Origin of the sequence: Halonotius sp. F2-221B, assembly GCF_046719765.1 — an archaeon.
Classification (GTDB): Archaea; Halobacteriota; Halobacteria; order Halobacteriales; family Haloferacaceae; genus Halonotius.
Genome location: NZ_JABEBY010000008.1, coordinates 88,674 through 100,825, shown reverse-complemented (window position 1 = coordinate 100,825; position 12,152 = coordinate 88,674). Strand labels below are relative to the sequence as shown.

The following is a 12,152-nucleotide window of genomic DNA, read 5'->3' as shown; positions in this document are numbered from 1 at the left end:
TTGTCGCCGATATGGTATCAGATCTGGCAGCCGAACCAGTTGCAGATTGCAGCGACGATCAAGAGCCGTTCGACGACGAGGAGTGTCAGGAGTATCTCAAAGAGCTTGACAGCGGCGTCTGGGACGTTATCGATGGCCACCACCTGGAGGCGGCCTACGAGTTCGATGATTTCCGGGATGCCCTGGAGTTCACCTACGCTGTTGGGGAACTCGCCGAGGAGGAGTGGCACCACCCGGATCTCAGTCTCACGTGGGGTGAAGTCGGCGTCGAGCTCTTCACCCACGAGATCGATGGGCTCCGCAAAGCCGACTTTGTGATGGCCGCAAAGATGGACGAGATATACGCCGACCACGAATTGTAACGCGGCAGCCGCTCACGCCGATCGATCTTAACTCGCCGTGCTGACGATCTTGATCACGTCACCGTCTTCGAGTTCGTAGCTATCAGAGATTCGGCGGTTCGTTTTGCCGTTGACAGCGTGGAGATATCCCTCGGCGATATCCGAGTGGATCTTGGCGGCGAGATCGGTCGGCGTCGACCCCTCCGGCAGGAGGAAAGCGTCGGGAAGGACGTTACCCTGCCCATCGACCCACTTCGTCTCGTTTTCCACAGGAAAGGCGGTGATCTGATCCAGGAGATCGTAGACGGCCGCGTTGAGTGCGGTCTGGACGCCGGTGCCGCCGTGTTCGGCCATCACCTCGCGGATCTGTTCAAGCCCGGCAGCCTGCTCGTCGCTGATATCGCCGGTGATCTCGAAATCCTCGTCGCCGGGATCGTAGTCGACGACGCCGGCCTCGACCGCCCGGCGGAGCGCGAGTTCGCCGTCGGCTGTCGCGGGGATGACGATCTCGGCGGCCTCCCGTAGCCGGGCGAGGGTCTCGTCGTCGGCGATATCGACCTTGTTGGCGACGAGGATGATCGGCTTCGTCTGGGCGCGAATCGCCGCGGCGAGAGCTTCCTTGTCCGCGTCGTCCCACTGGATCGGGTCGTCGGGGTAGTCGAGATCGCGGAGACAGGTCGCCACGTCGGCGGTCGTCGCGCCGAAGCCGGTCAGCAGATCGGTCAGCGCGTCGTTGATGTCGAAATCGGGCGAGCGGGATTTGCGTTTGACCGACTCCCAGTTACGGTCGATGATGCCCGTCAGCCACTGGTTCATCTCTGCTTCGATGAATTCGACATCCTCAACAGGATCGTGGCTGCCGGGTTCGACTGGTTCGCCCTCTTCGTCGGTGCTGCCGGAGGCGTCGAGGACGTTGAGGATCGCATCCGCGTTCGTCAGCTCGTCGAGAAACTGATTGCCGAGGCCGCGCCCCTCGTGGGCACCGGGAACGAGACCGGCCACGTCGTAGAGTTCGATCGGAACGTAGCGTTTCCCGTCGTGACAGCGGTCGTTACCGCATCGCTCCTCAAGTTCGAGACAGGGGCAGTCAGTGCGCACCGTGGCGACGCCGCGGTTGGCGTCGATGGTGGTGAAGGGATAGTTGGCGACATCGACATCCGCGCGCGTCGCCGCCGTGTAGAACGTCGATTTGCCCGCATTTGGTTTCCCCGCGAGCGCGAGAGAGAGCATACCACCCGTTCACGGACGGCTGGAAACTGTCTTTCGGTCTTGCGACGTCCTCGGCTTAGCTGTCGATGATGTCGGCGATCCGCCGCGGCTCACCCGAGAGTTCGGGCGTTTCCTCGACGATCTGGAGTACCTCGTGGTCGGTGATATCCGGGTAAGACTTCTGGATCGCATCCTCGATGAGATCCTTTTCGAGGCGGAACTCGGTTCCGTTGTAGACAACATCGACGCCGGTTTCGTCGAAGGAAAGCGCGGTCATACCCGAACGGTTGCTCCCAAGCAGTAAAAACAACACGAGGCTGTCGGCGGTGGGTTGTCGGCCCCACACCGACGTGTCAGCCACCCGTCTTGCGGACGGTTTAATAGCCGCGGCGTGTTGGATCGGTCTGTGAACCCCCCGCAGAACCCGCTCGATGAGCTGCAGATTCCCGACGGAACGACCGTCGAGGAACACGATGTCGTCACCGACGGCGACATCCTCATCGGGAGCAACAGCACCGTAGATTTCGGGCTGCGGGGTCGAACCATCGCCGCCGGCGAGCGCGTCGAGTTCGGGAGCCAGATCGAGGCCGACGGCGACTGCCGGCTCGATATGTGGTGTACAACCGACGGCAGCGTCTTGGCCGGCGAGGACGCCTACATCGGCGAGCGCGTCGAGATCAACGGCCAACTGCTCGTCTCTGGCGACCTCGACATCGGCGACGACGTGACCATCGAGGAGGGCTTCGAGGCCAACGGCTGGATCGTCACCCGAAACCCTGTTCCCGTCCTCGTCTTTTATTTCATTGTCCTCTCGCAGTTTCTCCGCGTGGGCGACACCGACAAGGCCGACGAGTTCGCCTCCGCGCTGGCCGGCGAGGGCATCGAGGAGCGATCACCGCTTGTCGTCCCCCGTGGGGCGGAAATCTCCGATGACGCCTGGCGCGTTTCGACGCCCGCCCAGATCGGCGACGACTGCCGGCTCCACGGGAACATCCGCGCCGAATCCATCGTCATCGGCGAGAACACGACCGTTTTCGGCAGCCTGCGCGCCCGCGACGATATCGAGGTCGGCGCGGGGACGGTCGTCATCGGCGACGTGACGACCCGCGGCGGGATGATCACGCTCGCCGCGGGCTCTCACATCCGCGGCGATGTTGCTTGTGAGGATCTCGTCGTCAACGAGGGCGCGGAAGTCGATGGCACGCTGCTTGCCCGCGGCGAGATGAAGCTGATCCGCCGAACCGAGGACGAAGCGAGCGACGACGCCGACGAAGAGACAGCTGAAGATAGCGATGGTGCTGACGACGGTGACTCAGCGAACACGGATACCGAAGAACCAGAGGCTACTGACGCGGACGACACGGATTCGGGGCCGAAGATGGCCTATACCGCCGGCAACGACGTAGCCGAAGCGGATTCAGCCGACGACACCGCCGTTGACGATACGGCGGCCACTGGCAAGCAGGCCACCGAAACAGCCGGTGATCCGGTCGGTGCCGCCTACACTGTCGGTGACGACGCCGACAATGAGTCGAATGCTGAGACGGACTCCGAAGCTGACGACGAACAATCCGAACCTGACAGCTCGGCGGCGAAAACGGTCGGCAGCCACTACCTCGCTGGCGACGTTGCCGACGAAACGTCCGAAACCGAGGCTGCTGCTGACAACACTGACGATGTTGACAGCGATGACAGCAACAGTTCGGCCGGCAAAAGCAACGATACCGACGACGCGGTCATCATCACCGACGCCGAAAGCGACGATATCGCACTCGAAAGCGACGGCGACGGTGGCGACCCTGATTCTGCGTCGGATTCCTAACCGCGCTACTCGACTGACTGCTGTCGCGCCTGTTCGAAGACTCGTTCGTGCAGTGTCGTGGTCACCTCGTCGGCCAGCGTTTTGAGGTTGACCGCGTCCTCGCGGTTGTAGGAAATGAGGGTGTCGAGCGCGCCATCCTCGCCGGCTTCGTGTTCCCGCCACAAGCGGACGGCGTCCCGTCCTGAGATGTCGGGGCGGTCGCGCTCGATCCCGAGATCGCGTTCGACCTGTTTGAGCCCGCCGTCGAGCCCGACGGTTTTGCAGGGGTACATCAGATCGAGATGCGGCGTGTCGATATCGAGTCCGAACGATGTCGCAAGGAACGGCTGATCGAACCGGATTCCGTTGAAGCTGACCAGCAGGCTGGCGTCGTCGATCATGGCCTGTATGCTGTCGGCGGTCAGATCATCGCCACGAACCAGTGTCGTCGTCTCGCCGGCCTGATGGTAGCTGACGGTCGTGACGATGTCGCGGTGTTCGTCCAGCCCGGTCGTCTCGATATCGAAGAAACAGGCGTCGTCCCGGAAATTCTCGTAGAGCCGCCACCGCTCGCTGCTGGGGAAGGTCTGATCGAAAAACGTGGGGTTCTCCGCTGCGAGGTGGTCGCGCGCGGTGTCGATGAACGACTCAATTTTCTCGGCGGTCGTCGGCCCGACCAGCGAGGGATCGAAGCAGTCCCAGTCAGTCGCGCCGTTGGCCCAGAGTTTGCGCTCAGTTTTTTCGCCGACCCCGCCCACCGGGATGAAGCTGTTCTCGATGCGCACACATCTATCCGGGCGACGGGTGTAGTTTAATTCTCCGGCTCGGCGCGGATCACGGCAGCTAAGCCATCGCGGCCCGAGGGTTATCTATGTGCGGCCGGTACACCCTGCATACGTCGCCGGAACGCCTCGCCGAACGATTTGATGTCGCGGTTCCCGACTCGTTCGAACCGCGATACAACTGTTCGCCCGGACAGGAGTTGCCGGTCATCACTGGCGACGAGCCCGACCGACTGCAGTTTTTCACGTGGGGGTTGACGCCCTCGTGGGCCGACGAGAAACAGGGGCTGATCAACGCTCGATCCGAGACCGTTCGGGAGAAACGGAGCTTCGCCGATGCCTACGAATCGCGTCGCTGTCTCGTACCGGCCGACGGCTTCTACGAGTGGGCAGATCTCGGCAACGGCAAGGAACCCTATCGGGTCGCCTTCGAGGACGACCGTCCGTTTGCGATGGCCGGGCTGTGGGAACGCTGGGAGCCGCCGACCCAGCAACTCGGGCTCGATTCTTTTGGTGGCGGTGGCGACGACAGCGACGACCCCGAGCTGGAGACCTTTACCGTGATTACCACCGAGCCGAACGACCTAATTTCGGAACTTCACCATCGCATGGCTGTCGTGCTCGCACCTGACGAGGAAGAGCGGTGGCTCCATGGCGATAGCGACGCAGTCGTCGGCCTGCTCGACCCCTACCCCGACGACGAGTTCGAGTACTTCCGCGTTTCCCAGCGCGTCAACAGCCCCGCCAACGACGATCCCGAACTAATCGAACCGGTGACAACGGAGTCTGCCACCGACGACCCAGTGCAGGGATAATACTTTGACTCTACGAGGCGTATTTTGCTGTATGGCTCGTGCTGATGCCGATAGCGACACGGATGGGTCGATCCGAGCGGAGATCCAGCGCGTGTTGTCGGCGCATCCGGTTTCGTTCGCCATGCTGTTCGGGTCAGCCGCACGCGAATCGATAGCTACTGCCGACGACATCGACCTCGCCGTCGAGTTCGGGACGCACCGACCAACCGACGACGGCTACAGCGACGTGTATCTCAAGCTCGTGGGCGACCTCGAATCGGCCCTTTCGACCGATGTCGATATCGTCGATGTCCACACCATGGACGAGTCGTTTGCGACCGTCGTTTTCGATGAGGGCGAGGTTCTCGTCGGCAACGACCGGCGGTCGGAACTCACGGCGAACGTGACAGGAGAGCGCCCCTCGGCCGAGCGCGCCCGCGACCGAGTTGCCGCCGCCGCTGACCGACTGACGGAGCCGGACGGATGAGCAACCCGCCGGCCGACCTGCTCGCACGGATCGCCGACGGCGTTGAGGCCATCGAACGAACCGTCACCGAACTCCGCGACCTCCAGGGTGTCTCGCGGGCGGCGTACAAACGCGACGAGAACCGACTGCGGCGTGACGCCGTCGAGCGAAAGTTCGAGAAACTGACCGCCGCCGTGATCGATGTCGGCAAGACAGTACTTCGTATCGAACAGGACACGGTTCCGGATCGGCGCAAAGCAGTTGTCACCGAGTTGGAAGCGGTCGGCGTTATCGACGCCGAACTCGGCGAGAAGCTCCAGGCTGCTGTCGGCTTCCGCGATGTGCTCGCCCACACCTACGGCCCAGTCGTCAACGACGACATCGTCTACGACGCGTTGCAGAACTCCCTCGATAGATACGTCGCCTTCGTCGAACGGATCGATCAGTATCTTTCGGAATCCGATCAGACGGACTGATCGGTTCTATAGCCGCAGTTCCAAGCCTACCGGTAGGATTATGACCGTTGAGGTCGTAGGCAACGGTATGTCACAGCCGGATACCGACACCGGCGGATCGTCGGAGTCGACCGTGGCCGACCGGCTGCTCCAACAGGACGAGTTCGCCGCCGATCTCAACGCGCAAGGTTATACCGATCTCCTCGTGGTGCGGCGTGAGTCCGGCCGTGATATCCTCACCGAGGGTCGGCTCGAACTCGTCCAGCACCTCGACCAGCACGGCTCGGCTGTCGACTCGGTGAGCGACCTCGCCCGGCAACTCGACCGCGACAAGGGTGCGGTCAGCAAGGATCTCAATCGGCTCGCCGAACTCGACATGATCGAGTACGAGGGATCGGGAGATGGGACGGCGAAGCGGCCACGACTGAAACACAACCACGTCGTGATCGAGCCGGTCGTCTACTAACGGATGCAAAAACTCCGGACGCTGTCGCTGCCGGCGTATCGCGGTCGGGAGTTCTTTCTCTCCGTGTTCGTTGAGCCCGATCCCGATTCCGTTGACTCGTTTTCCATACCGGCCGATGCCGACGAGTGGGGACTGAGCCTGCACTTCCAGTCGGACGACCCCATCGAGAGTCACACCGAGGTCGCGCGGATCGACACCAGCCACGGCGAACCGCACTTCGATCACCTCTATGCATCACCACAGCGGAAGGAGTGGTTCGGTCAGGAGTACACGTTCGGGGACGCTCGGCGACGACTCCTCTCGAACTGGCAGACGTACGCCGATGCGGTTCTGGATTCGACCGCTGAGGAGACCGCTGACGAGCAGGACGACACGGGAGGATAGTCGGCACCGACAGCGTTTTTCAGCCCGCCGCGCAGAGTCCCGGTAGTGACCGACGAGCTTCGCGGGGAAATCGTCGCCTGCGACGAGGCGACGACGGTCGACACCGAGCACGGCGAGCGACGCATGGCCGAACTCCGCGTGCGGCCGACTGACGGCACCCCGACCGACGGCGACGACGCCGTCGATGTGACGCTGTGGGGCAAGTGGGCCGATACGGCTGAGGACGCCGAGACCGGGATGGATCTGCTCCTTACTGATCCCGAAGAAAGCGAGTATCAGGGAGCGACGACCTACAGCACTGGCGGCGACTCCTACGTCGTTCTCGAACCGGATTTCATCGTCGACGTGACCAGCGTCCGGTCGTGGGTGCAGTGCCCGCGGATGTACTACCTCAACAAACTGTCCGCGATTCCGCTGAACTATCCCGTGATTAAGGGGACTATTGTCCACGATGTCTTCGGCGACCTGCTCCGTGGCCGCGACCTCGATACTGCCGTCGCCGACCGCGTCGAAGAGGCCGGCCTCGAACTCGGTGTCTTGGGGCGCGACGTGGCCGAAGTCGAAGGTGAGGTCAAACAGAACGCCGCCGCTATCGAGGGCTGGCTCCAGCAGGGAACCCTAACAGAAGAAGACAACTGGCGATCCGAATACACGCTCATCAGCCCAACCTTCGGCCTGAAGGGGCGGGCCGACGCGCTCCGCCGCGGGATGCCGGTCGAACTCAAGACGGGGAAAAACACGAACCGCGACCCACGGTTTCAGGACAAGATTCAGGCCGCCTGCTACGCGCTGATGCTGGAGGAACGCGGCGTCGACGCAGACACCGGAACCTTACTCTATACGAAAAACACGACCCTGGAGCGAAACGAGGAGTCCGGCGATCTCTCGCCAGCCAAGGAGTTCTCGGTTGGGAAGGGCCTGCTCGATTTCGTCGTCCGCAGCCGCAACGAGCTGGCGGCGATGGAGGCCCGCCGCGAGGTGCCGACCGGCTACGAGGCCGACGCGAAATGTGAGTACTGTTTCGAGCAGGACACCTGCATGGTCGTCTCCGGGCGACTCGACCAGGAGTCGAAAGCCGGCCAGATCGGAAATGCGGTGCCCGAAGCGGAGCAGGAATACTTCGAGCGGTTCTATCACGCTATCGAAGCCGAGCGGCGAGCCGTCCACGCCGAGTATCGGAAACTGTGGGAGCAAGACGCCCAGGAGCGAGCCGACGACGACCGCGCGCTGATCGACCTCGAACCCAGTGGCCAGAAAGAGATCGACGGTAATCGCTGGGAACTGCGTGCGAACAAACCACCCGAGTCGGTGTCCAAACTTCGGGAGGGCGACGTGGCGCTCGCCAGCGATGGCGACCCTGTCGGCGGCCACGCGGAACTCTGCCGCATCACACAACTCGACGAGGAGATCGTCGTCACGGCCGACGAGCCGGTCGAACTTCGGCGGCTTGACGTGTACCCCTCCGAGTTGTCGGTCGATCGGATGCTGACCGCGCTGCACGACGCCGTGCTGAAGAGCAGCGACGACCGCAAGGACATCCTCTTCGGGCGGCGCGAACCCGAATTCGGCGACGGCGAGGAGACGTTTATCGACAACAACGCGGGACAGAACCGGGCAGTGAACCTCGCGGTCAACGCCGAGGATTGCGCGCTAATTCACGGCCCGCCAGGCACGGGGAAAACGTACACCATCGCGCGGCTGATCCGCGCGCTTGTCGCTCGCGGGGATCGGGTGTTACTCACGGCGTTTACCAACCGGGCGGTCGACAACGCCTTAGAGGCCCTTCGCGCGCAGGGCTTCGAGGACATCCAGCGCGTCGGGACGACGACCGGAATTCGGGAGGACATGCTCGACGTGCGGCTCGACACCGAGGGCGACCCCGGCGAGCTGGCCAGCGCGCTCCACAGCGCGCCCGTGGTGGCGGCGACGACGGCGAGCTGTGGCTCCCGCGTGATGCGCGAACAGGCGTTCGACGTGGCGGTCGTCGACGAGGCCAGCCAGCTCACCGAGCCCGCCGCCTTGGCCGCGCTGAATCGCGCCGAGCGGTTCGTGCTCGTCGGCGACCACGAGCAGTTGCCGCCGGTCGTCCAGGCTGCCGAGCCCGCTGGCGACGACATTGACGCTGGCGGCGATCCGACTGCCGCCGTCGGTAGCGACGTGAATGAGGACGGGAACCCGCTCGCGCGGTCGCTGTTCGAGCGGCTAATCGAGGCCTATCCCGAGGCGAGCGTGATGCTCACCGAACAGTACCGGATGAGCCAGCGGATTCAGTCCTTCGCCTCCGCCGAATTCTACGACGGCGCGCTCCGGCCGGCCAGCGGCGAGGTGGCGGGCCAGTCGGTCGGCGACCTCGTCGATCCGGCGGCACTGCCCGCCGAGTTACGGGACGGCGTCGCCTTCGTCGACCCCGACGGCGAGCGCGTCGGCAACACCAACCCCGTCGAGGCCGACCGCGTCGCCGAAATCGTCGAGAGCTACATCGCGGCGGGCGTCGACCCCGAGGACATCGGCGTGATCGCGCCGTTCCGCGCGCAGGTCGCCGAGATCAGCCGCCGGGTCGATGTGACCGTCGATACCGTCGACCGGTTCCAGGGCTCAAGCAAGGAGGTCATCGTCCTCTCGTTCGTGGCGACCGGCGAGTTGGAGGGGCCGCTGTTCGAGGATCACCGCCGGATCAACGTCGCGCTGACGCGGGCGAAAAAGGGGCTCGTGTTAGTCGGTGATTGGGCCGCGCTGTCGAGTGAGCCGTTCTACGAGCGGATGCTAGAGTGGGCGGATCGGTGAGAGTACTCATAAATCTCCGTTTTGGCGGTTGATTGGGTTATTCCTTTGTGCTTCCAGTCTCCAATTGAATAGTATCAACCTCATTTTTTGAATCATGATCGATAAATGTCAATGTATGATCTCCAATACCGAGTTCTTCAGGCTCACCTCCAGCTTGCAGGGTAAATGTGAACCCATGGATTTTTTGACGGCTAAAAATCATATTTTCATCATTGTTGAAATGTACTGAGTCAGGTAGATTCCAAGCCGATAGTTTGAATGGTTCTGCAACGTCCAACTCAATTTCGAATTCATGTTTCCAGTCAGGAATGTCAATATAAACCTCTAATTCGATGTACCCATCTTCTAAATCGTATTCCTTATAATGCTGGGATCGGGCAGCAGAGCGCGGCTCAGGTTCATCTTGGATACAGGTGAGTGAGATATCCTGTGCAACCAGTCTTGAACCTATGATAATTCCTATTGCAACAAATGCTATTATTGCTGTGCCGATTCTCGCAACAATATTTGAGGCTAATATCAGCAGAATAGCAGATATGCCAGCAATCAGGATACTGACTATTCCCCCCGTAGTTCTTCTTCCCCAATGAATTACCCGGGCAATGAGAGTCATTGAAACATCTGAAACCTATTCATGTTATTCGTCAGTTTGATTCAAATCTTCGTCTCTCAGATCAGCATATTTATACAAAACATCTGATGAGATTGACTTAACCTCTGTCCCTTGATCCAAAGCATCCTCATATAATTCTCTGAAAAATTGCGGTGGTGGATACTTATCCTCAGGAGGTAGTTTTGTCCAAGTTGAATGAGCTCTGCAAAGATCAGTTAAGAATGATATTGCTGTGGATATACGCTCTATAGATGATTTTTGAGCAATAGAGCCTGATCCTGATTTGATGTGTACCTTTTCATTGCTTATGCTTGCTATGATTGTCCCAGTATTGTGTCTAAATGCACCCTCAATTTTTGTTAGTTCTTTTCCATGAAGCAGCCCTGACAACACGGTAGATGAAGATAGTACATCGCTTGATCCCATTATCTTATTTTCTCTCCCGAACTCATCACTTTCACCAGTCAGAACCACATCATGGAACTGATCAATATGTACTCCTTCTGCCTCCTCATCAAGATAATGTTTATAAAATAGCCAAATGAAAAATTCATGATCAAAAGAGATTTTTTTCATATAAAGCGAATCAACAAACAGATTCCGTAAGCGAGAAAATGTCTTCTCTCGATCTGCCTTTGCACCTTTAAGATATATGAAATCAGGGTAGTTCCAATATACATCCACTGTGTTGATCGAAACAGTGGGAGCTTCCACGTATTCCCCATCTTCATATACTTCTACTAGTTCAAACGCCTCTCGGATATGTTTGAACGATATTGTATCCTTGACTTCTGAATATTGATTTAGTATCCCTGAATTTTCCAATTTCTTTCTGATATCTATTATCTCAAACCCGTTTGCTGGTGATTCTGGAGTGCCTCGTTCAAAGGTTGGTAGGTGCTGATCTATTTCATGCTTTGCCTCGTCAATTGAATCAGCCTCTAAACGGCCCTGTACTTTGGTCTGAAAGGGTTCAAATATTAGATAGCCAGAATAATCGAATGTAGCAGAGGACTCAGATTCCCCACGCTCGGACATAGAAATATTAACTGAGAGAGTGCTTAAAACATTCCCGGTGAAAAAGAATCAGTATAAGATGGCTGAGCAGGTCGCTCTCTTTTTATTTGAGATTGGGGGCTACCTCAACTAAATTAGCGCAAAAAACGTACTATGGCTTACCGACAGTAATCTCGTACTGCAACTCCGGATGCTCGTACGTCCCTGGTGTCGCGTCGCTATCGACGACGGTCGCGCTGATCGGCTCGCTGTCGGCCACCTGCTCGGTCGGATACCACTCGCTGCCGGCGGGCAGCACAACGAACCGCGCCTGGCGGTCGCCGACCCAGGCGAACGACTCGCTCGGCGAGCCCCACGCCGACAGCCCGACAGCCGATTCGAGCCACTCGACGAGCGCCAGCACGTCGGGAGCCGGCAGCCCGACCTCGGTCACGCCGGCTATCGGCACCCCGCCCGCGAGTGGCTCGGCCGCATCGCCATCGTAGCAGAGACATTCGAGGACGTTGCCCGCGCCGTCGGCGACGTAGACGGCGTCGGCGTCGAGAAAGTCGAACCGCCGGGATTGGGCGCCCTCGACGGGGTGGATCGTCGCCCGCTCGGCGAGCCACGCGGTCAGGGCGTCGCTGTCGGCGGGCGTCCGCAGCGCGAGATGCTGCGGTGCCGACTCGGTCGCGGGCTCGAATCGGAGTGTGGTCTCACCGAGGTCGACACCGTCGCCCGTGGCCTCAACGCCGAGCGTCCGGCCGTACCAGTCGCTCAGCGCGTCGGGGTCGGTCGCCGGAATCGAGACGCGCTCGAATCGCATTGCTCACGAGTCAAGGGTTTCCGACCACAGGATGAATCGTTCGAAGGCAACGAAGACGAGGCCGAAGATGACCACGAAGACAGTCCATCTCCAGAGATCGAACTGTCCGGTAAAGGCGAGGACGTTGAAGATGTACGAGATCGACGCCCCGATGAAGCCGGCGACGTAGAGGACTCTTCGGCGATCCATACGCTATGGTGTGCTGTCTGCCCGATAGGTATTCCGACGGTACTGC

Annotated in this window: 15 protein-coding genes; 8 read left to right on the top strand and 7 right to left on the bottom strand. The window is 60.2% G+C overall.

The genetic code is table 11. The features are described 5' to 3' along the window. Nucleotides 1-11: 11 nt before the first annotated feature. Nucleotides 12-362 (top strand): 4a-hydroxytetrahydrobiopterin dehydratase, encoded by a 351-nt coding sequence (locus tag HKK80_RS07500; RefSeq protein WP_411798990.1) that lies wholly within the window; start codon nucleotides 12-14, stop codon nucleotides 360-362. Nucleotides 363-389: 27 nt separating this feature from the next. On the opposite strand, the gene HKK80_RS07495 is transcribed toward HKK80_RS07500, so the two are convergent. Both HKK80_RS07495 and HKK80_RS07490 read right to left on the bottom strand, forming a co-directional pair. Then, nucleotides 390-1,571 (bottom strand): redox-regulated ATPase YchF, encoded by a 1,182-nt coding sequence (locus HKK80_RS07495; protein WP_411798989.1) that lies wholly within the window; start codon nucleotides 1,569-1,571, stop codon nucleotides 390-392. A 55-nt stretch (nucleotides 1,572-1,626) separates the two neighbouring features. Further along, nucleotides 1,627-1,827, bottom strand: coding sequence for a DUF5800 family protein (locus tag HKK80_RS07490; protein ID WP_411798988.1), 201 nt, complete (start codon nucleotides 1,825-1,827; stop codon nucleotides 1,627-1,629). A gap of 129 nt (nucleotides 1,828-1,956) precedes the next feature. Between HKK80_RS07490 and HKK80_RS07485 the strand changes: the two genes are divergently transcribed. Continuing rightward, the gene (locus HKK80_RS07485) at nucleotides 1,957-3,372 is read left to right on the top strand and encodes a polymer-forming cytoskeletal protein (protein WP_411798987.1); all 1,416 of its coding nucleotides are present in this window, start codon (nucleotides 1,957-1,959) and stop codon (nucleotides 3,370-3,372) included. Between the two features lie 5 nt (nucleotides 3,373-3,377). On the opposite strand, the gene HKK80_RS07480 is transcribed toward HKK80_RS07485, so the two are convergent. Next, on the bottom strand, nucleotides 3,378-4,136 hold the full coding sequence (locus HKK80_RS07480) for a ribonuclease H-like domain-containing protein (protein ID WP_411798986.1): 759 nt from the start codon (nucleotides 4,134-4,136) through the stop codon (nucleotides 3,378-3,380). An 86-nt stretch (nucleotides 4,137-4,222) separates the two neighbouring features. Here HKK80_RS07480 and HKK80_RS07475 point away from each other — a divergent pair, with 86 nt between their 5' ends. From HKK80_RS07475 to HKK80_RS07450, 6 genes are all read left to right on the top strand, one after another. Continuing rightward, nucleotides 4,223-4,948, top strand: a complete 726-nt coding sequence (locus HKK80_RS07475) for an SOS response-associated peptidase (RefSeq protein WP_411798985.1) — start codon at nucleotides 4,223-4,225, stop codon at nucleotides 4,946-4,948. A gap of 31 nt (nucleotides 4,949-4,979) precedes the next feature. Next, nucleotides 4,980-5,414 (top strand): type VII toxin-antitoxin system MntA family adenylyltransferase antitoxin, encoded by a 435-nt coding sequence (gene mntA, locus HKK80_RS07470; protein WP_411798984.1) that lies wholly within the window; start codon nucleotides 4,980-4,982, stop codon nucleotides 5,412-5,414. Next, complete coding sequence (gene hepT / locus HKK80_RS07465; protein WP_411798983.1) at nucleotides 5,411-5,869, top strand: type VII toxin-antitoxin system HepT family RNase toxin; 459 nt, start codon at nucleotides 5,411-5,413, stop codon at nucleotides 5,867-5,869. Before mntA ends, hepT begins: the two co-directional genes overlap by 4 nt. 67 nt (nucleotides 5,870-5,936) lie before the next feature. Beyond that, nucleotides 5,937-6,314 (top strand): transcriptional regulator, encoded by a 378-nt coding sequence (locus tag HKK80_RS07460; protein WP_411798982.1) that lies wholly within the window; start codon nucleotides 5,937-5,939, stop codon nucleotides 6,312-6,314. A 3-nt stretch (nucleotides 6,315-6,317) separates the two neighbouring features. Beyond that, nucleotides 6,318-6,698 carry a hypothetical protein gene (locus HKK80_RS07455; protein ID WP_411798981.1) on the top strand — a complete coding sequence of 127 codons (381 nt, stop codon included), beginning with the start codon at nucleotides 6,318-6,320 and terminating at the stop codon, nucleotides 6,696-6,698. A gap of 45 nt (nucleotides 6,699-6,743) precedes the next feature. Beyond that, entirely contained in the window at nucleotides 6,744-9,482 is a 2,739-nt protein-coding gene (locus HKK80_RS07450; RefSeq protein ID WP_411798980.1) for an AAA domain-containing protein, read from the top strand. Nucleotides 9,483-9,519: 37 nt separating this feature from the next. Here HKK80_RS07450 and HKK80_RS07445 read toward each other — a convergent pair whose 3' ends face one another. From HKK80_RS07445 to HKK80_RS07430, 4 genes are all read right to left on the bottom strand, one after another. Further along, nucleotides 9,520-10,095 carry a hypothetical protein gene (locus tag HKK80_RS07445; RefSeq protein ID WP_411798979.1) on the bottom strand — a complete coding sequence of 192 codons (576 nt, stop codon included), beginning with the start codon at nucleotides 10,093-10,095 and terminating at the stop codon, nucleotides 9,520-9,522. Between the two features lie 24 nt (nucleotides 10,096-10,119). Next, entirely contained in the window at nucleotides 10,120-11,133 is a 1,014-nt protein-coding gene (locus tag HKK80_RS07440; protein ID WP_411798978.1) for a hypothetical protein, read from the bottom strand. 130 nt (nucleotides 11,134-11,263) lie between these two features. Beyond that, complete coding sequence (locus HKK80_RS07435) at nucleotides 11,264-11,917, bottom strand: VOC family protein (RefSeq protein WP_411798977.1); 654 nt, start codon at nucleotides 11,915-11,917, stop codon at nucleotides 11,264-11,266. 3 nt (nucleotides 11,918-11,920) lie between these two features. After that, nucleotides 11,921-12,106, bottom strand: coding sequence for a hypothetical protein (locus HKK80_RS07430; RefSeq protein WP_411798976.1), 186 nt, complete (start codon nucleotides 12,104-12,106; stop codon nucleotides 11,921-11,923). Between the last annotated feature and the right edge of the window lie 46 nt (nucleotides 12,107-12,152).